At 42.3% G+C, this 23199-nt stretch carries 14 protein-coding genes and 2 tRNA genes; 7 read left to right on the top strand and 9 right to left on the bottom strand.

The annotated features are described in order from the left end of the window. Positions 1 to 7323: a hemagglutinin repeat-containing protein gene (locus AC0J5Y_RS03675; RefSeq protein WP_475131569.1), complete on the bottom strand. Its 7323-nt coding sequence runs from the start codon at positions 7321 to 7323 to the stop codon at positions 1 to 3. Between the two features lie 499 nt (positions 7324 to 7822). Between AC0J5Y_RS03675 and AC0J5Y_RS03670 the strand changes: the two genes are divergently transcribed. Both AC0J5Y_RS03670 and AC0J5Y_RS03665 read left to right on the top strand, forming a co-directional pair. Continuing rightward, positions 7823 to 8458, top strand: coding sequence for a 5-methylcytosine restriction system specificity protein McrC (locus AC0J5Y_RS03670; RefSeq protein WP_475131568.1), 636 nt, complete (start codon positions 7823 to 7825; stop codon positions 8456 to 8458). Between the two features lie 55 nt (positions 8459 to 8513). Then, complete coding sequence (locus AC0J5Y_RS03665; protein ID WP_475131567.1) at positions 8514 to 9095, top strand: McrC family protein; 582 nt, start codon at positions 8514 to 8516, stop codon at positions 9093 to 9095. 337 nt (positions 9096 to 9432) lie between these two features. On the opposite strand, the gene AC0J5Y_RS03660 is transcribed toward AC0J5Y_RS03665, so the two are convergent. The 6 genes from AC0J5Y_RS03660 to msrB form a co-directional block, all read right to left on the bottom strand. Further along, positions 9433 to 9509, bottom strand: a tRNA-Asp gene (locus AC0J5Y_RS03660). Positions 9510 to 9574: 65 nt separating this feature from the next. Next, positions 9575 to 9650: transfer RNA gene (locus tag AC0J5Y_RS03655), tRNA-Val, on the bottom strand. 223 nt (positions 9651 to 9873) lie between these two features. Continuing rightward, entirely contained in the window at positions 9874 to 10359 is a 486-nt protein-coding gene (locus AC0J5Y_RS03650; RefSeq protein ID WP_475131566.1) for a glutathione peroxidase, read from the bottom strand. Positions 10360 to 10416: 57 nt separating this feature from the next. Further along, complete coding sequence (locus AC0J5Y_RS03645; RefSeq protein ID WP_475132069.1) at positions 10417 to 11295, bottom strand: IS3 family transposase; 879 nt, start codon at positions 11293 to 11295, stop codon at positions 10417 to 10419. After that, positions 11295 to 11606 carry a transposase gene (locus AC0J5Y_RS03640; RefSeq protein ID WP_475131565.1) on the bottom strand — a complete coding sequence of 104 codons (312 nt, stop codon included), beginning with the start codon at positions 11604 to 11606 and terminating at the stop codon, positions 11295 to 11297. The genes AC0J5Y_RS03645 and AC0J5Y_RS03640 overlap by 1 nt, the downstream gene beginning before the upstream one ends. Before the next feature lie 168 nt (positions 11607 to 11774). Further along, entirely contained in the window at positions 11775 to 12200 is a 426-nt protein-coding gene (msrB, locus tag AC0J5Y_RS03635; protein ID WP_475131564.1) for a peptide-methionine (R)-S-oxide reductase MsrB, read from the bottom strand. A gap of 446 nt (positions 12201 to 12646) precedes the next feature. Between msrB and AC0J5Y_RS03630 the strand changes: the two genes are divergently transcribed. After that, entirely contained in the window at positions 12647 to 14281 is a 1635-nt protein-coding gene (locus AC0J5Y_RS03630) for an aminotransferase class I/II-fold pyridoxal phosphate-dependent enzyme (RefSeq protein WP_475131563.1), read from the top strand. Positions 14282 to 14390: 109 nt separating this feature from the next. On the opposite strand, the gene AC0J5Y_RS03625 is transcribed toward AC0J5Y_RS03630, so the two are convergent. Beyond that, positions 14391 to 15998, bottom strand: a complete 1608-nt coding sequence (locus AC0J5Y_RS03625) for an inorganic phosphate transporter (RefSeq protein WP_475131562.1) — start codon at positions 15996 to 15998, stop codon at positions 14391 to 14393. Between the two features lie 747 nt (positions 15999 to 16745). Further along, positions 16746 to 18416: an ATPase gene (locus tag AC0J5Y_RS03620; protein WP_475131561.1), complete on the bottom strand. Its 1671-nt coding sequence runs from the start codon at positions 18414 to 18416 to the stop codon at positions 16746 to 16748. A gap of 341 nt (positions 18417 to 18757) precedes the next feature. Here AC0J5Y_RS03620 and AC0J5Y_RS03615 point away from each other — a divergent pair, with 341 nt between their 5' ends. The 4 genes from AC0J5Y_RS03615 (at position 18758) to AC0J5Y_RS03600 (ending at position 23176) form a co-directional block, all read left to right on the top strand. Continuing rightward, the gene (locus tag AC0J5Y_RS03615) at positions 18758 to 19468 is read left to right on the top strand and encodes an FFLEELY motif protein (protein ID WP_475131560.1); all 711 of its coding nucleotides are present in this window, start codon (positions 18758 to 18760) and stop codon (positions 19466 to 19468) included. Positions 19469 to 19546: 78 nt separating this feature from the next. Continuing rightward, the gene (ubiE, locus tag AC0J5Y_RS03610; RefSeq protein ID WP_475131559.1) at positions 19547 to 20635 is read left to right on the top strand and encodes a bifunctional demethylmenaquinone methyltransferase/2-methoxy-6-polyprenyl-1,4-benzoquinol methylase UbiE; all 1089 of its coding nucleotides are present in this window, start codon (positions 19547 to 19549) and stop codon (positions 20633 to 20635) included. Positions 20636 to 20763: 128 nt separating this feature from the next. Next, positions 20764 to 21459 (top strand): ubiquinone biosynthesis accessory factor UbiJ, encoded by a 696-nt coding sequence (locus tag AC0J5Y_RS03605; RefSeq protein ID WP_475131558.1) that lies wholly within the window; start codon positions 20764 to 20766, stop codon positions 21457 to 21459. A gap of 58 nt (positions 21460 to 21517) precedes the next feature. After that, positions 21518 to 23176: an ABC1 kinase family protein gene (locus tag AC0J5Y_RS03600; protein WP_475131557.1), complete on the top strand. Its 1659-nt coding sequence runs from the start codon at positions 21518 to 21520 to the stop codon at positions 23174 to 23176. Positions 23177 to 23199: the final 23 nt, after the last annotated feature.

Genomic DNA, 23199 nt, shown 5'->3' with positions numbered 1-23199 from the left:
CTATTTTGGTGTTAAATAGTAGGTATTTATAGTCACTTCTCCACTGGGTAGCTTAGCCGCTCGATAAGTTATAGAGTGACCTTGGACATCAATGGTTACTTCTTGAGCTTTTTGACCTGTTTTATTAGGGAAAACAGGTAATTTAGAAATATTAACGTTGTTAGTAACATCTCTAACGATTGCATTATCAATAGTGTCCATAGATAGACCTGTATCTCGTACATCGCCTGTCGCATGTGCTCTATTATATGAATGACCAGAATATATTCTAACTTTTACTCCATCCACTTCAGTATGTCGAGTAAGATTTGTAGGAATTTCTTTTTTACGTTCTTCAAAAGTATATGCTTGCTGATTCCTGTTTGAGTTATTAAGGTTAGCCTGGCCTTTTTTAGTAAACCCTGCAGCCTGTATACCTCCACTTCTAACAGCGCTTCCCACACCAACACCAATAAAAACTCCTGTTTCGAAGTTTCTTTTAAATTGTGCTAACTCTGCACAAGCATTTACGCTTCCATTAGCACAATTTGAAAGTTCATTATGACGTGAAGCATAGTTAAGCACTTGCTGATATGCTGCTGGATTTTGACCTTTTCCAACTTCTTTGATTAGCTCATTATAATTAACTTGCCCAAATACTTTTTGGAACTTTGGCAAACAGCTATCTGGATTACCACTGTTTAGACAGTTATCGAGCGCAATAGTATTTTCATAAATTCTTTTACCCATGAGCGGTATAATAGTTTGTTGCAAATACCGATAATCATCTGTTCCTCCCTTCTTAGCACGATTTCTTTTCAATAGTTCTGAGAAACCATCTATCTGCTTTTGCGATAAATAGTTATCCTCAACCGCAACCTTATTCGTTTCAGCGGCATTAGCGGCATTGGAAGCATTACCAGTACTAGCACCGATACCAGCACCCAAAGCACTAGTGAGTGCGCTAATAGTATCTTTCTGCTCAGCCGTAAGCTCGCTTGGCTTGTCAACGCCATACAGATATTTAGATAATAAAGGCGCGGTCGCTTCTCCTGTCCCAGCAGAGACTCCTCCAGTTAAAGCATCGTTACCTGTCGCATAGCTGATCGCGGCTCCTAATACACCTTGGGCTAAGATATGAGCCGCACTACCTTGTTCTGATCGGTCACCACCATTTATACTATTGATAACTTCATTTGCTTTGAAATAGGTTCCAATTTGACTAGCGATAAATGGACTTGCAGCTTTCGCCACATAACCTGTAACGCCATTGCTGTTCGGACCGTAAATAGCACCAGATATCGCATCAAACAGCAGACCTTGGTTTTGTACTTTGTCCGCTTGTTCGATAAGTTTATCGCGAGCAGTTGTGTTACCTAGCTGTCCTTGTTCTTCTGCCTTTTTACGTAATTTTTGTTCTTTAGCATTAATCTCAGTCTTAATTTTTCGCCGTTCCTGATCTAAGGCTTGGGTAATCTCAACCTGCGCCCCCAGCTCCTCATTGACTCGCGTTTCATCAAATACATTTTCAAGCGCACCCGCATACTCAGAGCGGTTGTCAGTCGTGATACCACTGTTACCCGCAATACCAGTAATTCCTGCTTTCGTAATACTACTATCACTATCGCCATCGGTGCCATAGCCAAGCCCATTCATGGTGGCTTGTGGCTTGCCTGCAGTGTTGCCCAGACTGACGCCAACAGAGATGGCATCGCCCTCATAATTGGTCGTGTTCTCTATATCTTGGGTAGTAATACCGCCTTTGCTTATATAATTATTACGTCCTGCCGCTAATGCCGCATCAGTGGTAGTAATCGCGCCACCAATTAAAGTAGTTTTACCCTCAGTGGTCAGATCAAAGCCACCGTCCCCTGTGAATATTCCAGACTGTTCACCAACCGCTTTATAGTCCGCGTTAATATCCGTCTTGCCACCGTTTAGGGATAGACTAGATCCTGCACCTTCTAAAGCAACATCAGCGGTAAAGCCGATATTCTTTTGCTTGCTGTCATAGGCTGCCGTGTCCTGTAGCGATTCAATGTTAACATCACCACCGATCACGCCTTGCGCTTTATTAGTGTTAATGACGCCGCCTTTGAGGTTGAGGTCATTGCCAATATCTAGGGTAGTGGTATTAGCAACGTTGATGTTGCTATTGGCATAAGTCACTGAATCACTGTTGGCATAGCCTTTGCCTTTGCTAGCACTGGCAGTAATGCCGACACCGCTGCCTGTTGAAGCATAACCCCCAATAGCCGCACTTGAGCTTTTGTTGGTGCTACGGGTAGTACTGTTTTGTGCCACGCCACTGACGTTGAAATCATTGTCCGCTTGGAATAAGGCATTATTGGTGACATTAATGTTACTGCCATTAATATTGATATTACTATCAGTACCTGCGCCAGTTGCGATAAGCGCTAGGTTGTTAGTATTAATATTTGAGCCTTGGTTGACCTCAGTGTAGCTACTAGAGTTAGATTGGCTCTTTTGCGAGCCGATAGTGGCTTGAATGCGGGTGTTGCCTAAACCTTTTAGGCTATCTGCATTGATACCACCAGCTAGACCTTTTGCAGCACTAGCAGCCTCTCTAGCTAGTGATCTGGTCTTAAGAGCGCCTGCGACGCTTGCCATACCTTTCATACGCACACTTTCGGTATTGCCCGCAGCGTCAACGAGACTATCAATAGCTTTGGCACTGTCAATCAAACTGTTAGAAACAGAGACGGTCAGACCGCTTTGCTTAAATCTCGTTTCACTTTGATTGATGTAGACATTTAGGGCATTATCGATATTAATCTCTTTGGCACGTACCACAGTATTGCCACGGTTGGCGTCATTGATGTCTAAGCTACTGTCATTCCCCATTCCAGCAATCAGATTGCTGCCAGTTTGCTGGTATTTGCCACCAGCCGAGATGATGACGTTGCCGTCGATGGCAGCGACGTTGCTGGCGGTATTGGTCAGTGCGGTTTGAGCATTAGTCTCATCAGTTTGTTGCTTACCGATGGTAAAGCCTATGCCACCATCGGCCCCAAATAATCCTGACTTTTTAGTTTGACTAAAGGTGCTTTCACTTGAGGTGTTTTGCGCGGCTAGGATGTCGATATTGCTACCAGCAGTTAATTGCGTGCCTTTATCACTGATGGCATTGGTGCCGGTGAGACTGATATCATTACCTGCTTGAATAGCGACTTGATTGCCCTCAATGTTGCTAGTAATGGCATTATCGCTTTGTGAGTCAAAGCGATCTTGGGTGGTCTTTTTACTTAAGAAGCCACTGCTGGTCATTTTATTAGCGGTTGAGAACTCGGAGGTAGCACGGCCCTCTTTAAAGGTGATATCTTTTTCAGCGTAGATAGAGGTATTACCACTATCGCTGGTCAGTGTCGCTGCGGTTCCTGAAACATTTTTAGCGGCGATATCAAGATCACCATAGCTTGAGACGCGGCTGCCGATATCTTGGCTTTGACCGTCTATGTAGTAGTTATTAGCATCGCCAATGGCACGGATTTCATTGCCCGTATTGATAGCGTTAAAGGCCACATTGCCTTCTTTAGAGACGATTTGGGTGTTGCCGCCTTGATTATTTAAAATCCCAGCGTTGAAAGTGACATCATTAGTCGCGTTGATCGCCAAAGTAGTGAGCGCTTTACCATTAGCATCCACTTGACCTCGCAGGCCGTCACCAACACCGATTGAGGCTACTTGATCAATGCCTGCGCGTGTGGCGCTACTAGCGCCAAGCTGGTTATTGGTAGTAAAGGTAGTGCTCGTATTCTCAACACTCTTGGCTTTTAGACCTAAAGTATTGTCAGCAACGATGCTACCGCCCACGTTGGTTATTTTATTCTCAGCAGTTAATCTAGCATCAGCCGCACGTAGGCGACCCCCATTGGTATTATTGATATTATCAGCATTGATATTGAGCGTTTTTTGAGCAGAGATCAGTCCTTGGTTATCTAGATTACCCGTTAGGCTTAGGTTGACTCTTTCGGCGGCAATAAAGCTACCGTCTCCTCTGATCGCGCCTTGATTGGCTCGAACATAGACTTTTGGCACCAGTACGCTTTGCGTGCTGCCATCCGCGAGAGTGACCTGTTGCTGCTCCATCCAGATGATATCGCTGGTTAGATTAGCCACTTGGCTTGCCGTAAGAGCAATACCTGGACGTAGATTTAACGTCTGCGCGGTGGTAACGCCCGCATCCATCAGCCCTTTAAACTGTGCATCTTGAGTGCTGTAATCTTGTAGATAGTAGCGACCCGTCAGCATCATGATTTGATCACGAATATACTGCTGCTCGTAATAGCCATCACCTAAGCGTTTTTGGGTGATATTAGGATCAAGCTTGAGTCTATCGAGCATATAATCTGAGGTGAGCCAATTGCGATAGCCAGTAAAGGCAGGATCACTTTCAATCAAATAGTCGTTTTGGCTGTCTGGATTGATATTATATAAGCTATTATTGGGCAGGTTAGTGGCGCCACTGACACTTCTTATTTCATCGCCAGATGGTGAAGTGGCGACGTTAATAGCGGTATTATTGGTAGAACCGTCGCCTTTTTGCAAATTAGATAAAGCAGGACCACCATCTTTGATTTGGTTATCAACGTTTGGTGCCTGTTGCCCTTGCAAAGAGAGATTAGCGTTCTGCTGCCACTGGGAAACGGGTAATTTAATAGTGGTCTCTTGAGTATCGGTATAAGCTTGCTTATCATTCCAGTCCCTTTGATGATAACGCTTAAAGCCACCTCTCCAGCGCGACTTGGTATATTGACTGGTCCCATTTTGCACAACCAAATGCTTACCATCGCCATCGATTTGCTCAAGACTTTGTGAGGTTTCATCAAAGTCGATAAGGCCGCCTGCTAATATTTGGCTTTTGTCATTGACGACGTTATCTATATCTAGCGTCATATCACCGCCTGCGATGATTTGCGCAGGAGAGGAGTCAGTCACCACACTTTGTCTTTGCCGCTCATTGACTATGATTTGTGTCCATTTTTTGATCTCAATGCGACCGTAGCCGGCGTTATAAGCACGAATGGCATTGTCTAGTGCTTCATACTTCTCACTATCTTGCTCCTCCCAGGCGTCAGCCTTAGCGTTATAATCTTGCCAAGCTTGGTCATATTCTTTTTGCTGCTGCTGGTACTGCTCATAAGCAGTATTGTAGGCACTACAAGCAGCACTTGCGGGATCGCTACAGCTTTCTTGTCCTACAGGTTTAGTAGGCTCAGTTATAGTAGGGGTTTGTGGCGCCTCGAGGGTCGGTGGCGTCAGATTAAAGTAGGCCCAAACCTCAGAGTTATTATCATAATTCAAGGTACAGACACTGTTTGCCCCATCGCTACAACTAGTGGCATCAGGTATTGGTGCTTGGCCTAGCTGACCGTTTTCAATCTCGTTGTCGGTGTCGCTTGCATACTTATAAAGACCAGCGCGGCTCCAATTTACCCATCTTAATTTATCTAAAGGGATTTTGTTAGCGGTGCCTCCAGGTATGATAAATATCTTTTGAGTATCACTACCTTCAACATCTTGTATCTCTGTCTTAAAAGACGCATTTTTATTTAATAGTTTATCAACCGTTATCGACATATCGTTAAAGGCTTCGATGTGACCGCTGATATTATTGACAGCCTTTGCATTGGCAGTGACAACGCCTTTGTCATCGGTAGCCCCGCCAATGGTTAAGTTGCCATTACTTAATGTCCATGCATTATCTTGCGCTTTGCTATAGGTAAAATTGCCACTTTGATTATTAACCGTATCAGCGATTAAAGTCATATCACCACGTGAGGCGATGATAGCGCCTTTATCACTAGAACGATGACCTTGGTTGTTGATGGTATTGGCTTTGATTAACACAGTGGTACCATAAATCTTGGCACTATCGTTATCTAAGTAGTTTGCTTGCAGACGCAAATCATTGGCATTGATCAACCCTTTATTATGCAAAGTTTTTGTGGCTTGAATATCGACATCATTGCTAACGATTTGAGCGCCAATATCATTAGTGACATTATTAGCTTGTAGGATTATCTTCTCACCCGCTTTAAGATCAGACTGATTATCGATATTGCCTAACGTTTGAATTGATAGCTGCTTGTTGACCAGTAAATTGTCGCCTGCTTGATGCAAGTAACCTTGCTTAGCCGTAATTGCAGCATTGCCTTGGCTCGCAATCAATCCTTTGGTGTTGGCAACGCTATCAGCGACTATCGCAATATCTTGCTTACTTCTTAATTCACCCGCACTGTTATCAAGCTTTAGGGTTTGTTCAGGGGTGCCGATACCTAAGCTTGAGCCGCCATAGATATAACCTTTGGTATTTTTCAGATCTTTAGAAATAAGTAGATTGCTATTATCACTATTGATATAGCCTTCGCTGTTATCTAGCTTCTGAGCAGCAACAGTAATGTCTTGTGCCTGTATACCACCAGTGAAATTTTTATCCACGAGCTGATTGTTATTGTTCACTTGCAACGCTTTAATATTTATCGTTTTATCAGAGAGTAATAAGGCATCTTTACCAGTGTTATTAACGGTATCAAAGGTGATGTTTAGGGCATCTTTACTTGCTATTTTTCCTGAAGCATTTAAAAGTGTGCCATTAGGCTTTGTTTGATTCAAATTAATAATGGAATCGGCATACAGATTACCCGCGGTATTATCTATGTTCGACGCCAGTATATCTATCTGCTTAGCTGATATCTCGCCACTGTTAAGCCTAGCGTCTTGCGCCGCTTTTAGATCAAAGTTGCCATCGGCGTATACCTTACTGTCTTGCAGATTAACGCTATTGTCTTTTGCCGTTAATTGAATGTCATTCGCTTGTAAGGTGGCGCTATTTAACTTTAATCCACTACCAACCATGGCTAAATTGCCTGTCGCAATATTTTGACCTTGGTTGTCTTGAGTGCTTTCAGTGCTGATGGTTAAATCATACTCATCGGTAGATAACGCGCCTTGCTGATCTAATCCAGCAATCGTTTTCGAAGTCGCATCTTGAGAGATATTATTTGCTTTAATATCTACATGAGTTCCAGCTGCAATGAGCGAGTTATCTAAATTCTCTAATTGATTCTTAACCGTAATACCTAATGCTTTGCCGCTACGGATAAGACCACTATCTTGCGAGATAAGCGATCCAGTAGCGATTTTGACCTCTTGCTTGGCACTTATCGCTCCTTGAGTATTATTAGTTTTACTATTAAGGATTAAATCAACAGCGTCCTCAGCATATACTTTACCTTCAGTATTATCTAGTTGATTACCTTGTACGGCAATACCCTGAGCTTGTATGACGCCTTTTGAATTATTGACATTACCTTGGGTCATTAGCGTGATGTCTTTTTGACTGGCTAGTGTACCTGCGGTATTATCGATACCTTGCTGACTGTCAATATTAATATTTTGCTGACTGACAATTTGACCTTTATTATTACTAAACTGGTTAAGCTTCCAATCTGCACCAGTGATCTGTATACGACTATTATCGTTATTAAGACGATTACCGGCTTGCTGATTGTTGGTCAGACGAAGAACAGGAAAAGGAACTAGGTAATATTTTCAAGAGACGGATTATCCCGTTACTGCAAGAATATTTCTTCTCGGACTGGGAGCGTATTGGTTGGGTATTGAATGATCCTAGCAAATATAACTCGGAACAGTTTATTCAAACTGGGAATATATCTCCAGCAATTAGCGAATTGTTTGATAGTAGTATCAATGGTTTGAACGATCATCGTTACTATATTAATGAGATTGCTTTTAACAATCCTGAATCCTATAAGAAGATGTTAATCCAGCCTAAGTCTAAATCTTCGGATAGCGAAGCATGATTCAAGTCAGAGAATATGCTCAGCTGACTACAGATCAGACAGTATCGTCTAGCTTAGATTTAGCTATTATCAAGCAAGAAACATTTGATTGGTTAGTAGAACTAAGTGAAAAAGAAAGCTATGGACGGTTTATTACTTATAAGCGTCCACAATACTTACAGCTACACTCTTACGTAGGTTATTTAGAAAGTCCTTGTGGCGAAGGTATTGAGATACTACCAAAGACAGGATTAGGTGTACAGGAGCCAGATAAGAGCAGAGCCGTCTTATGCAAAATACTAAGCTCCGTCTTAAACTTATCTCATAAAGAAGCCCAATCCGCCAATCTCAATCGAATGAATCTACCTATTCATGAATGGATATACTACCAATTTTTATATCTGTTAAAGGAGTTGGTAGCGTCTGGACTCAGATTTGACTATCAAAGAATCGAAGAAGAAAGTAGATTCATTCGTGGCCAGCTTGATATTGCAGTTCAACAAAGGCAAACGGTTGGCCGAGCTCATCTTTTTCATATTCGTCATGATGTCTATCATCCAAATCGACTTGAGAACCAATTAATCAAAACGACATTGGATTACGTACAGCAGCACTGTAGGAGTTCTGAGAACTGGCGACTGGCGACTGGCTAATGAGCTCTCACACATCTTAGATCCTATAACGAGTCTTAGAGAGCCTCTAAACTCAATGCATAAATGGTCAGACATCAAAATATTGCAATCTTACCGCGCTATAAAGCCATGGTGCCAACTAATACTTGAAAAGCTTAATCCAAACTTTCAAAAGGGAGAGCACCGAGGTATTGCATTGTTATTTCCAATGGAAATTTTGTTCGAGAAGTATGTGGCAAACTGCTTACGACGAGATATCAATGCGCCCTGGCAACTAACAACACAAGCTTCTAGTAAGTACATGGCGAATGACCCAAAAGGTTTAAATTCGCGCTTTCAATTAAAACCTGATTTATTAATTAGTAAAGAAAGAAAAAATCACCATATACTTGATACTAAATGGAAGTTAATAAGCTCAAATGAGAATAATTTCAGTATAGAACAGGATGATATTTATCAGCTATTTGCTTATGGTCACAAATATTTGAATGGGTATGGGGACATGATGCTTATTTATCCTAAGCATCATCAGTTCGAAATACCTTTGGAGTGTTTTTATTTAGCAGAAGAATTGAGATTGTGGGCTATACCATTTTGTATTGAAACTGGCAAAATGGTTACCAGTGAATGGGTAGAAAGGTTTCCGTCTTTATCTTAAACTTAGTTTGAGGCTAATCCTTTAAGCTCCCAAACTTATCGATAAGCATAAAAATTGGCGATCAGTTACCGTCAGCAACTTTTAATAACCTTGGTCACGAAATGGTCACCGTTTGGTCACCGAGCACTTGGTCACCGATTTTCAAAAGGCAGAGTGCATGCAAGCAGACTTATAGAAAATACATTATTAAAGAGTAGACTACTTCTTAGGGGTTGATCAAGAAAGAATTACCAACCCTTACGGATAAAGTCTTTAAGAAGAATTACAAACACAAAAAAACCTCAAGTAAAGTAATACTTGAGGTTGAAACTTTTGTATTAAAACTAAGTTTTAAATATGGCGCAGCGGACGGGACTCGAACCCGCGACCCCCGGCGTGACAGGCCGGTATTCTAACCAACTGAACTACCGCTGCTTAGGTCGTACTTAGTTTATTTAACCACTTAGCCTGTTACTTAATAGTAACGCTATACTAAATAGTGGTGGGTGATGACGGATTCGAACCGCCGACATTCTGCGTGTAAGGCAGACGCTCTACCAACTGAGCTAATCACCCTTCGAACAATTGCTAGGCAATTTATTCAACATCAACTGAGCTCTAAGTTTGTCACTAAGCTCTGCTGCTGTGGGTGTGTATTATATAGATTTACACATGGCTGTCAAACACTATTTTGACATTTAACACAGATTTTTGCTTATTTTCTTGATTAAATTTATAAGCATCTGTTTTAATTGATTTTATAATTTCGCAAAATAGTTAATCTTTTTCACTCTAGTACTTACTTTACAGCCAGCGCTTGTTCTATATCAGCCTTGAGCGCTTCAGGTTTGGTCGTTGGTGCATAACGAGCAATGACCTGCCCTTTACTGTCAATTAAAAACTTGGTGAAATTCCATTTGATAGCGTCTGTGAGAAGCCCGCCTTTCTGATTTTTTAGCCATCCAAAAATCGGATGGGCATCTTTACCATTCACATCGACTTTTGCCATCACTGGAAAACTGACACCGTAGTTCTTTTGGCAAAATGTCACAATTTCCTCATTGTTAGCAGGATCTTGATTACCAAATTGATTACACGGAAAACCGACAACCATTAAACCTTGGTCCTTATATTGCTGATACAGTGCTTCTAAGCCTTCAAACTGCGGCGTAAAGCCACACTTGCTTGCGGTATTAACAATTAGCAACACTTGATCTTTATAGTCAGAGAAATTTTGCGTTGTTCCGTCGATATGCTCAACACTAAAATCATAAATAGTAGTCATTGTTCATCCTTAAATGAGTTATTTGGTTGCTATCAAGCATTAGACTGTAGTGGTCAACTAATTTAGGACAACTGATAAGAGATTTTGTTTAAAGTAACGTCTCTCTTTTTCTGCTGGTGATAAATAATCATTGAAACGGTGCGGTCTCACGGTTTGATAGTAGCCCCAGATATAATCAATAATGGCGGACGATGCTGCATCCATATCCTCGTAACTGCTCTTTGGCATCCACTCCGTTTTAAAGCTCCTGAAGAACCTTTCAGTTGGAGCATTGTCCCAACAATTACCACGACGGCTCATACTTTGTATCATACCGTCACAACCAGCGACTGAATCAGCAAACTTCTTGCTGGTGTAATGGGTACCTTGGTCGGAATGAAACAGGACGCCACTAGGTTTAAGTCTGGTATGATACGCCATCTGCAGCGCTTTAGCAGTCAGAGCACTGTCAGGTGAGTCTGACATAGCAAAGCCGACCACACGCCGGGCATACAAATCTAAAACAACGGCTAGATAACTAAAGCCACCTTTGATACGGATATACGTTACATCACCTGTCCACACTTGATTAGGGGCAGTTGGGCTAAAATTGCGGTTCAATAGGTTCTCATGTGTTTTATGCGCGTCATCAGCATGCTTGTATTTATGTGTCTTCAATTGACAGCTTTTAAGACCCATCTGAGCCATCAGTTTACCTGCCATATAGCGGGTCAGTTTGATGCCATGCTCATTCATCATGATTGCGGCGATGCTACGTGCTCCTGCTGACTGCTTAGAGCGGTTAAATATTTGACGTATTAATGCTTTGATTTTCACAGTCTCAAGACTAACGGGCTTGTGTTGCAAGCCATAGTAATAGCTGCTCTTTATCACACCAAACAGCTTGCACAGTCGGCTTTTACTGACCCGTTTGTCTTGCTCTGCAAGCTCACTGATCAGCGATAGTCGTTTAGACTGTCCAATGCTAGCAGAGCGGAGGCCTTTTTTAAGATGTCACGCTCCATGGTCAGCCGCTTAACCTGTTTACGTAGCTCTTGGAGCTCTCGCTGCTCATCAGTTAAAGCATTGCCAGCTTTAGGTGCTTGACCATTCACTTCTTGTCGGTACTGACTCAGCCATTTCTGCAGGGTGGATTTGCCAATACCTAGTGATTCAGCAACGTCGGGTATTTTACGCTTATGGTCAGTCACTAAACTGATGGCTTCAAGTTTGAATTCTCGGGTATATTGATTGCGTTTGGTGGTCATACTATTTTCCTTTTTTGGTTTAGTATAACCTCTTAGCAGCTGTCCAATTTTATTATGCCACTACAGACACTGTTATTAATAAACTTAGTGGTATTAATAATAAGTAGGGAGATATCAATACTCCCTACTCTTTTTACTACTAATTCGTTAGCTTACACGCCGCTGTCACTATTCTTCAGACTTATCTAAATCGATAGACAACGAGTTGATACAATAGCGCATGCCAGTGGTTTCACTTGGACCGTCAGGGAATACATGACCCAAATGCGCGCCGCAGTTGCTGCAAGTCACTTCAGTACGGCGCATGCCTAACGAATCATCGACATGCTCATCAATGGCGCTATTATCGATACCTTGATCAAAGCTTGGCCAACCGCACCCTGCATCAAACTTATTTTCTGATTCAAATAAGTTAGCACCGCATCCTTTACAACGATAAATACCCTTATCATTAATATCGTTGTAAACGCCTGTAAATGGTCGCTCTGTGCCCTTCTCGCGCAATACATGATACTCCTCAGCACTTAAGCGCTCTTTCCAGTCAGCCTCGGTCAATTGGCTGATTTCTTCTTTGCTCAGTTGATTGTCTTGCATAACGTATCCTTATGGGATGACTGATTGTCTACTCTATCGTGAGTAATGGTTTATAAAGGCTTTATCGTTATTGTTATAAAAACGATAGGCTTTATCTGTTGGCGATTGTCTTATTATTCAAGATGTTTATAACAAGAATACTCACTGCATGGCTGTGCCAGATACTGTAGGCAATTTGATATCGAAAAATCACAAGTTAAATCGTTTCTTATTGAGATAAAGTCTCTTAATGCGCTATAAACTTCTGCAATGCAAGTTTTTCTTACATATTGAAAATCTATAATATACAAAGAACTTGTATTTAATTTTTATATGCAATAATATCTTGCATTAACAGCAATTGAAAGCATTTTTCTTTTAAAGCATTAGCTTACTACTTATCCAAGAGAGTTAATTTCGTTATCTGATTAATGACTGATTTATAAAATATAAAAAAGGCTTACATAATGACGGCTGACGATAAGATTAAGAGCACACAAGCTGAACGACTGGTACAGCTGCGCCGTGACAAAGGTATGACGGCAGAGCAGCTGGCACAAGCGATGACTGCTGCTGGCGCTAAAGTCAGTCGCGGTGCTATCTCTAACTGGGAGCGTGGGACGAATGGGATTGTATCCTCTAAGCTGCCCACGCTCGCGCGTATTTTAGGCTGTAGCGAAGGGTATTTGTTACGCGGTGAGCTTGAACACGACAGCAAATCAGATGACGATTCTGACAGTATATCTTCTGATAATGGTAAAGGTGTCAATGCAGGTGAGCATCCTTATAGCACTAGTCAAAATACACCCACAACTGCCTCTTCTACTCCCCGCAAAAATTCACCAAATAACCTGATGAGTGGTCACTCTATGAACTCAATAAAAAAATCCGATAAATTACAAAATGTCTGCTACGACATTCGTGGTCCTCTGCTGCAAACTGCCAATAAAATGGAAGCCGAAGGCAAGCGCATATTAAAGCTAAATATTGGCAACCCTGCTCCTTTTGGTTTAGAAGCACCGCATGAGATTTTACGTGATGTGGCGATGAATCTGCCGGAAGCGACGGGCTACTCAGACTCGCAAGGGATTTTTTCAGCGCGTAAAGCCGTATTGCAATATTACCAATCAAAGGGACTGCTATCGGCAGTTGATGTTCGTGATGTCTATCTAGGTAATGGCGTCTCTGAGCTGATTGTCATGACCATGCAGGCACTGATGAACGATGGCGATGAGATACTGGTTCCGATGCCAGACTACCCATTGTGGACGGCAGCTGCCAATCTAGCAGGCGGTACAGCGGTACATTATCGCTGTAATGAAGAAGACAATTGGCATCCTGATATTGAAGACATCAAATCTAAAATCACCAGCAAAACCAAAGGCATCGTAGTTATTAATCCCAATAATCCGACAGGCGCGCTGTATAGTGATGAAGTACTGCTGCAAATCGTTGAGGTTGCAAAGGAGCATGATTTAATCATCATGGCGGATGAGATTTATGACCGTATTCTTTATGATGATATGCAGCATACGCCGATGAGCACCTTGACTGACGAAGTACTGGTGTTGTCTTATAATGGTTTATCGAAGTCGCATCGTATTGCAGGCTTTCGTGCTGGTTGGATGATGGTTTCAGGTCGTAAAGAACATGCGGCTGACTTTATCGAAGGTTTAGATATGCTTGCATCTATGCGTCTATGTTCTAACGTTCAAGGACAGTATGCGATTCAGACAGCCATGGGCGGCTATCAAAGCATGAAAGACCTAACATCTAACAAAGGGCGCTTGTACAAGCAGCGTGAGTTGGCAGTGACCCGCCTTAATGCGATTAAAGGTATTTCTTGCACCATGCCACAAGGCGCGTTTTACTGTTTTCCAAAGATGGATCCTGAGATTTACCCTATCAAAGATGACATGCAGTTTATGATGGATTTACTGTTAGAAGAAAACGTATTGATGGTGCAAGGCACAGGATTTAACTGGGATAAAAATGACCATTTTCGCTTGGTGTTTTTACCCAACTTACACGACTTAGAAGACGCTATGGATCGCTTAGACCGCTTCTTTTCTAAGAAGCGTAAGCAGTTTGGTACTGACTAATATATAGATGACACCTATGTTTTTCTATAAAAAAACGCTTACCGATATGAGATCGATAAGCGTTTTTTATTTGTATTAATCAGAAATTAAATGACCCTGATTTCAACTTTTAAAAAATATTTATCAGCACTATATAACTGATTGCAGACATACTTGCTGCTGCAGGAAGCGTAATAATCCATGCCAAACCAATTGGTTTCATCAGTGCCCAGTTGGTGTCTCTATTGACGATACCAATGCCAAGTACAGCACCGACTAAGGTATGCGTACTCGATACTGGTAGACCCATCGTTGATGCACCCATCACAACCGCAGCCGCAGCCAACTCAGCTGAGAAACCAGAAGCAGGATGCATTTTTGCCAAATTGGTACCGACAGTCTGAATCACTTCTTTACCAATAAACCAAAGACCCACAATCAGTGCCACACCAAAGGTCAACATCACAGCAGGGGGTACTGCTGCTTCGGTTGAGATACTATTGGTACGGATAACATCCATAATCGCTGCAAATGGACCAACAGCGTTGGCAATATCGTTAGAACCATGACTAAAGGCAAACGCTGATGCAGTAAAGACTTGCATCCAGCTAAACATAATAAACGTGGCTTTGGTCAAATCTTCTTTATGCTTACCGCGGATACTCTTAGTATAAATATAAGTCGCAAGCCATACTAATGCTGCGATCATCCCCATAATTAAAAAGCCTTGCAACGTCGTCATACCATTATTGACGTTTTTTAGACCTTTGAAGATGACCAAAGAGGCCATGACTGCGCCGCCTGCAGCCGCAATCATAGGTACCCATTGCTTAAGTGCTTTTAAGGTATCAAGGTTGCTGCGCTCGTTTTCAATCTCATAAAGCTCTTTGTAATAATCCGTCTCTAGATCTTCAACGACGCAATCGTCATCTTTATAGATTTCTTGGTCACGCAACATCGCTGAGGTATAAGCCAACTGCTCAGACTCGGTTAAACCATCCAAATACTCTTTATGGGTTTGCTTTAATGTCTTTTTATTGTCTTTCAGAGTAGCAATATGCGCCTCTGTTTTATCATTATACTCGATGATGTTTTTCTTAATCTGTCCATATAACAGATAAGACAAAACACCGCCTAGTAGCGGTGACAAAACCCAGGAGATTGCGATCGTGCCAATCTTACCCCAACTCACTGTCGACAATGCCATTTCAGTACCACCTAAGGTGATACCCAACACAATGGAGCTGCCCACTATACCGCCGATAATCGCATGTGTGGTCGAAACCGGCAGACCTTTTTTGGTGGCAAATAACAGCCAAAATGCCGCTGCAATGAGCGCTGATAGCATGACATAAATGAACTGATTGGGCGTGACCGATAGACCATCTAAATCTACAATACCGCTTCGAATCGTATCGGTCACTTCACCGCCTGCCAGCACGGCGCCTGATACTTCAAATATCGCCGCGATACCTAGCGCTTGCGGGATGGTTAAGGTCCCTGCACCGACTGAGGTACCAAAAGAGTTGGCGACATCATTACCGCCGATATTGAATGCCATAAAAACACCAAAAGCAGTGGCGACAATAAATAGCGTCGTCTGCTGGCGCATGGTGTAATCTAGACCCCACCACAAAAAGTAGGCGGTCATTCCAATCATTAAAATGGCAAAAAATAGATTGATTCTCATAGAGCCGACTGATTTTGTTGGTTCTGTAGAGCTGCTGCTAATACCCATACGTTGATACGTCCTGCGTAAGCTGATTGAAATCATTGACAAATGATGATATTACGCGGCTATTAATGATGTGATATTACCACCCAAAAATACAATAACATGCGCGCAACGGGTTTATTTGAAATACAATTTTAGAATACAGTGTTGAGACAGCTGCCTCAACGCTTTGACACCTTCTTTATTACTTCATCTTAGCAATTATAGTCATTTGCAAATAAGCAATTGAGATTAACGACAATCAGAAAATAAGATAAAACGCCTAGACAAAATGTCATAAAGCCGCAAGTGGTATTGCCAAATCGTCTGATTAAAGCACCTTGCGGCTTAAGTTTTTATGATAATAGCGTTCTTCTATACAAGCTGTTTATTGTGAATAACATATTGATGTTAAAGACAAATAAACAGAAAACCAAGCTATTTTAATAGATGACAACGCTCATTACGCGCCTATTATATTAAATATAGACGCATAATGCATGATGATATTACAAGATTTGTAATCTATGAATATAAGATTTAAGAAATATACACTTTAGATCAGACGTTATCGGGTTATTTTTAGCCAACATACACTTAAATCGCCCTAGTCATTTCAAGTGCTAACAGTGGAAATTAATAGCTATAAATGAATAGGTAGCTGCTTAAGAATAGGATTAACCGTACTTTTCTGAAGTAAGTCATCCCCGCGTATTTTGTACTATGCACGCAGAAAGTATAAGAAAACTTATCTATATGTCACTGCATTACTTAGCTGGGAGCAAGCAACGCGAATAGCTGCTCGATAGCGTGGTCTAACACCTCTAAACGCGCTTGGCGCTTGTCATTATTAGCGATCACACACCAAGGGGCGTTCATAGTATCCGTACGTACCAGCATATCAGCCGCCGATTGTACATAGTCTGACCATTTATCACGGTTACGCCAATCGTCGTCGGTCAACTTAAATTGTTTGTATGCAGTTTCTTCACGTGCCTCAAAACGCTTAAGCTGTTCTTTTTTATCGATTGCCAGCCAGTATTTGATGACCAAAGTACCTGACGCTGCCAAGGCAGCTTCAAAGCGATTGATTTCATCATAAGCCCGTTGCCATTCATTATCCGTCGCAAAGCCTTCGATACGCTCTACCAAGACACGCCCATACCAAGTACGATCAAAAATACCAACACGGCTGATGCGGTCTGTTTGCTCGTTCGGAAGCTTTTGCCAAAAACGCCACAAATAAGGATGCTGTAGCTCATATAACATGGGCGCGCCAATATTATAAATTTGATATTCGCGTGGATCAAGTGGCGCCACCAGTCTTTTGATAGCGCCACCCTTTCCTGCTGCATCCATACCTTCAAAGGCAAACACCACATGTTGACCTTGACGCGCACGTAACAGCTCTGCCAAGCGTGCCTGCTTCTTAGCCAATGCGTCATTGTAGTCAGATTTATCAATATCTGAATTTTCGATAGCAGTAAGTACCTTAGGGATTTTTACTCGCTCAAACTTTATTGACTGACACCCTACTTGGTTATTATGAGTATCGTTTGAATCTTGTATTTGATCTGATTCTGCACTGCTTTCTCCTCGGCTGCTAACCAACGCTTTTTGCATCGCATACAAGACTTCGTGACAAAAATGTATGGCTGCTTGCGATTTATTCGCGCCATCGATGATAATCCAATCGCCTTGCTGGCGTAATAAGTTGGCAGCAACTTCATTGAACTTAGCCACTATCGTCATATCATGCCAATCAATTTGGTATAGAAATTTCGGATCTGGCTCGTCATCATTAAGCCTCTCCTGCAAAGACTCGATATCGACATGAAACCAGCACTTTAGTAGCTGCGTTTGATTTGCCACAAGGTCTTGCTCAAAAGCTTGCAATTCCGTCAGCTGCTGGCGTAAATAGTCTTGCCATTGACCAATTGGTAACGCTTCAATATTCCTACTCTTCTTATTTTTTTCTGAATTTTCGCTCTCTGCGCGTGCCATACGCATCACGTTATAAAGTAAATCTGCATACCAGTTGCCAAAATATACCATCACATCACCGTGGCGCGGCATGGATTTGGTATGCGTCTGCCAAATCGGTTGGTGTGCTAGAGGACAATAACCAATGGTTGCTTCGACCTTAAGCAGGCGTGGATCGACCCACTGGCGCAATTGCGTTACCGCCGTCCCCTTACCTGCCTGCTCCATACCATTGACTAATACTAATAGCCCAATGGCTTTATCAGTACTTGTTGATTCCGGCTGGCGCGTTGCACGCAGAGCGAACTGGGCTGTAACCAATGCCAATCGCAGCGCATCTTCATCCATTGAAAATTTGCTCAACGGATTGGGCATAAGACGCTGCTCGACGACTTGCTCGTTAAATGTCGCGCTCACATCTTCTGCTGACTTGTCTGTTTTATTCTTTTTTTTGCTCATGTTTATGCTCGCCATAGTCTTATCAAATAATTGGTTTAAAATAATCGTCTAAAATAGCCAAGTTGTTTTATCATAGCACTGCGCTCTTTTAGTAAATAACGTGGCTATGTAATTTATGTTATAAAGTCTTATAAATTGACTACCTAAAAGCGCTGAGCAATCCTTATATGTAACAGTTTGGCATTTGTATTCTGTCTTATTTTCTTTTAAGGTGAACAAAATCTCAAGAGCATGGTTTAATAGCTGCCTATAAGTAGAAAACTTAGCGCTAACCAGCCCCTTATTATCCAGCTTTTATTATCAACCTGATGACTATTATTATTTTTATAGGATGACTTGCCATGTCTGCTTTAGCCAACTTACAACAGCACCTTGACCGCTTTTGGGCGCTGCCACATCATGAAGACGCTGCATTGAATAAAAAGCTTAATGAAGTGCAATCATGGCAACAAGCCCGTATCAAGCGTACGCATAGCACGCTGTTTGAGCAACCGAAAAACCAGCTAATGGCAGATTATTTTTTAACGCAGCTGTACGGTGGTGATGAATTTAAAGTATTGGCAGAACAATTAGGACGCATTCTCCCTAAAGCCAAGAAACTTGAGCGTCTTGCCAAAGAATCCTCTTTAGAAGCTGGTAGCATGGGCATTCAAGCGTCTATATTGGCGATTGAGCTCGACTTGCATTTGGCCGAGTGGTTACTCGAACAGGACTTGGCGGTCAATGAAGAAAATATGCTACTCGCTTACCGTACGGTTGATGAAGCTAATGAGCGCCGCGTGCAGATTAATAATTTAAAAGAGGTCTGCTATCGTACCGATAAAGACCTAAATTCTTTTATGCTCAAAAAAGCCTTTGCGATGGCTAAAGGCACCGCGTATCGCTATAACTTTCAGCCGCTTTATGATTTTATCGATTCAGGCTTTAAAGCCATGAAACCATTAAAAAGTGTGAGCAGCTTTATTGAACCGTTTTGTGAGCGTGAGCTTGAAGTTATTGATGAAGTCCATGCTATGGATAATGACGATAAGCCCGCTGCGTTTGGTGTATGATAAGAGCCATTGTCTCATCAACTATTCGTATTTTTTCTGACTAAAAACAAGCATAAAAATAAATCATAGGACACCGCGATGACTGATCATGTAAATAATAAAACGACTACTAATGGCCTTATACAAGATAAATTGGTTCAAGACAGTATCATTAATGACCAAAATATTACCGCTCAAGTAAAAGCACGTCAAAATACCGCTACAAGTGTTAATAACGTGATCAACACTGACTTTACTCATGTTAAAGATTTACCCATAGGAACGCCACAAGGGCAACAAACCACTATGCCAAATGCCAATACTGAAAACCGCACCCAAAATAATAATGCAAACAACGCTGCACAAGCGAATACCCAAACTACCAAGCAAACGCTTTTTAACCAGCGTGACGATATCAATAATCCGCATACCCCTGATACCGATGGTCATGAAGAAACCCATTTTGGCTATAAAACCGTTAATAAAGCAGAAAAACAAGCGCGTGTGGCTGACGTATTTACCTCTGTCGCCAAAAAATACGACATAATGAATGACTTAATGTCTTTTGGTATTCATCGCTTATGGAAGCGTTATGCCATCAGCTTATCTGGCGTGCGTGCTGGTCAACATGTATTAGATATCGCTGGCGGTACGGGTGATTTAGCCAAAGTCTTTAGCCGTGAAGTCGGTCGCAACGGTAAAGTTGTGTTGTCTGATATCAATGCGGCAATGCTAGAAGTTGGTCGTGAGCGCTTGATTAATGCTGGCTGTAACAATGTCGATTTTGTTTTGGCGAACGCCGAGACCTTAGCGCCATTTGATGATAATAGCTTTGATCTGCTGACCATCAGCTTTGGTCTACGTAACGTCACTGATAAAGATGCTGCATTAAAATCGATGTACCGTGTGCTTAAGCCAGGTGGTCGCTTATTAGTACTTGAATTCTCAAAACCTGTGTTTGAACCTTTGTCTAAAGCGTATGATTTATATTCATTTACGGCCCTACCTATTATGGGTAAGCTGATTGCCAATGACGCTGAGAGCTATCAATACTTAGCAGAATCAATTCGTATGCATCCTGATCAGCAGACATTAAAGCAGATGATGGAGCAAGCAGGCTTTGAAAATTGTGATTATCATAATCTGACAGCTGGTATCGTCGCGGTACATCGCGGCTTTAAAGCATAAGATTAAGTTTTAAATTACAATACCTATCGATACATACCGATAAAAACGCCGTTACGTAAAATGATGGCAACTTATATGTATAAATAATGCGCTCTTTTAAGGCGCTCAACTGACTATGCGAGAGCCTTATGCTGACTGTTCTACTTTTGGCCGGTGCTGAAAAGCTGATTAATATGGCTATTGCCAGTGATGAGATTACCAAAGCGGGTTTAGCGCCACTTGCTGGCAAAGTACTGCGTCTCAACATGAGGGCGCCTGAGGTGAATTTAGATGTGCTATTCACTGAAGAGCGCTTGCGTTTTGAGCCAGTGACGACCGAGAGTGTGTTTGAGCAAAGTGGCGCTATGAATGAGCGTCAAAAAGCCAATATGGATCGTGCGCGTCTTGGTCATAGCCGCCCAGATTGTATTATTACTGTTGATAATCCTGCCCAGCTACTGAATCTCATGCGCGGTACAGAAGGCAACTTGCCTATTGAGGGTGATTACAAAGTAATTATGCAACTCAATCAATTGGTTGCAGGCTTTGATCCTGATGTGGCGGGACAACTTGAACCATTTATTGGTAAATCGATGGCGAGCCAGTTGCACCTCCTGATATCGCAGCTTAAAGGCAGCTGGCGTCATAGTGCCAAACGCGCTTTTAACGATGTTAGTGATTGGGCAAATGAGGTGGCAGGCAATAGTGTGCCTGATTCAGTAGAGGTAGCAGAGGTAAACGATCTTAAACAGCAACTGTTGAAGCTGCGCGCCGATGTCGAGCGTGAAGAAGCCAGACTCACCGCCATCAAAGATGAACAAGTACGTTTAACTCATAGTAGATAATCGCCTTTTCTACAACGCCTACCTTATTTTTTGACTTTATCTAGAGTATTTATATCTCATGCTATTATCCCATCGCGCCCGTTTACTTGAGCTATGGCGCATTGCCGCCACCTATCGTATTGACACCCATTTTTCTGTCGAAGAGGCGCCGCAACTACAACCGTTGGTGCGTTTAATCCGTATACATCCAGCTGCGTGGGGTAAAAAGCATCAGCCTAATGCAATTAAATACGCGCTTGAAGATATGGGCACACTGTTCCTAAAACTTGGACAATTACTCTCAACCCGCCGTGACCTCGTGCCACCTGAGATTATTGCGCAACTTATTCAACTGCAAGATAAAGTCAAATCTTTCGATTCTGATATAGCGATTGCGCAAATCCAAGACCCTAGACACGGTCTTGGTCAATCTATTGGGACTTTATTTGCCCGTTTTGATGTCAAGCCTTTAGCAGCCGCTTCTATTGCCCAAGTACATACCGCTGCGCTGCATGATGGGCGTGAGGTGGTGGTCAAAGTGGTTCGTCCCGATATTCGCACGACCATTATTGTAGATTTTGAATTGCTACGAGAACTCGCCAATTGGGTATCGGCGCGGATCGAAGCGGCTCGTGCAATACATATCATCGATATTGTTGAAGACTACCGTCAAGTCATGCTGAACGAGCTAGATTTAACGTTAGAGGCAGACAATACGACGCAGATGCGCAACAACTTTTTGGGCTCGGCATTGATGTATGTGCCAGAAGTCTATGATGCCAATAAAAACGTCATGGTCATGGAACGCATACAAGGCGTGCCAATCTCGAAAATTGAAATATTTGATCAATTAGGCTATGACCGCGCAGCACTGGCAGAAAAAGGCTTAACGATATTTTTTACCCAAGTATTCCGTGATAACTTCTTCCATGCCGACATGCACCCCGGCAATGTTTTTGTCGAGACACCGCCAGTCAATACGTTGACTGCAAATATGACAGCCGTTGACCTAGGGCATGAGCCGCGTTATATCGGGCTTGATTGTGCCATCATGGGCACCTTATCAAAGGACGATCAGCTTATCGTCGCGCGGATGTTATTGTCCGTGATGAATAACAACTTTACAGCGATGGTTGATATCGTCAGCCGAGCTGGCTGGATACCGCCAAGTGCTGATAAGCATGCATTGATGCGTGATATGAAACGCACTGTCGGTCCAATGTTACAAAAATCCATTAACGATATCGACTTTGCCGGTGTATTAATGCAAATATTAGATATCGCACGGCGCCATCATATGAGCATCCCGCCGCAACTGATGCTACTGCTCAAAACTTTAGTGCATGTCGAAGGACTTGGTCGCGACTTGTATCCTAATCTTGATATTTGGTCGCTTGCCAAGCCAATCTTAAGCAGTTGGATTAAGGAGCAGCTCGATCCGATGCGTAATTTACAACAGCTACGTCAGCAGTTGCCTGAGATTTTATTATCCACCACTGACATACCAAGACTATTAGATCAAGGATTACAGAGCCTTGCTTCACAAGGATCACGTCAAGACAGTCAACTGCGTGAGATTCAACAAATCCGTGCCGATATGCTAAACGACCGTCGCCGAGATTGGTTGGCGCTGGCAGGCTTTGGCATAGCGATTACTGCTGCTACACAAGTCGGTTGGTTTGCACCAGTTTTCTACATTTTCGCCGTGTTAATTGTCGTTTGGCGAGTCTTAGCTTAACATTATCAGTGTCATTGAAAATC

This window comes from Psychrobacter sp. TS_SC_6, from assembly GCF_056156305.1.
Note: the sequence above shows the minus strand (reverse complement) of the source record. Positions and strands in the feature narration are given on the sequence as shown.

Bases quoted from the DNA above. Each gene is read 5' to 3' on its own strand.
- AC0J5Y_RS03675 (WP_475131569.1), bottom strand. From the start codon at position 7,323: ATGACCCAAGGTAATGTCAATAATTCAAAAGGCGTCATACAAGCTCAG.
- AC0J5Y_RS03670 (WP_475131568.1), top strand. From the start codon at position 7,823: ATGATTCAAGTCAGAGAATATGCTCAGCTGACTACAGATCAGACAGTA.
- AC0J5Y_RS03665 (WP_475131567.1), top strand. From the start codon at position 8,514: ATGCATAAATGGTCAGACATCAAAATATTGCAATCTTACCGCGCTATA.
- AC0J5Y_RS03650 (WP_475131566.1), bottom strand. From the start codon at position 10,359: ATGACTACTATTTATGATTTTAGTGTTGAGCATATCGACGGAACAACG.
- AC0J5Y_RS03640 (WP_475131565.1), bottom strand. From the start codon at position 11,606: ATGACCACCAAACGCAATCAATATACCCGAGAATTCAAACTTGAAGCC.
- msrB (WP_475131564.1), bottom strand. From the start codon at position 12,200: ATGCAAGACAATCAACTGAGCAAAGAAGAAATCAGCCAATTGACCGAG.
- AC0J5Y_RS03630 (WP_475131563.1), top strand. From the start codon at position 12,647: ATGACGGCTGACGATAAGATTAAGAGCACACAAGCTGAACGACTGGTA.
- AC0J5Y_RS03625 (WP_475131562.1), bottom strand. From the start codon at position 15,998: ATGGGTATTAGCAGCAGCTCTACAGAACCAACAAAATCAGTCGGCTCT.
- AC0J5Y_RS03620 (WP_475131561.1), bottom strand. From the start codon at position 18,416: ATGAGCAAAAAAAAGAATAAAACAGACAAGTCAGCAGAAGATGTGAGC.
- AC0J5Y_RS03615 (WP_475131560.1), top strand. From the start codon at position 18,758: ATGTCTGCTTTAGCCAACTTACAACAGCACCTTGACCGCTTTTGGGCG.
- ubiE (WP_475131559.1), top strand. From the start codon at position 19,547: ATGACTGATCATGTAAATAATAAAACGACTACTAATGGCCTTATACAA.
- AC0J5Y_RS03605 (WP_475131558.1), top strand. From the start codon at position 20,764: ATGCTGACTGTTCTACTTTTGGCCGGTGCTGAAAAGCTGATTAATATG.
- AC0J5Y_RS03600 (WP_475131557.1), top strand. From the start codon at position 21,518: ATGCTATTATCCCATCGCGCCCGTTTACTTGAGCTATGGCGCATTGCC.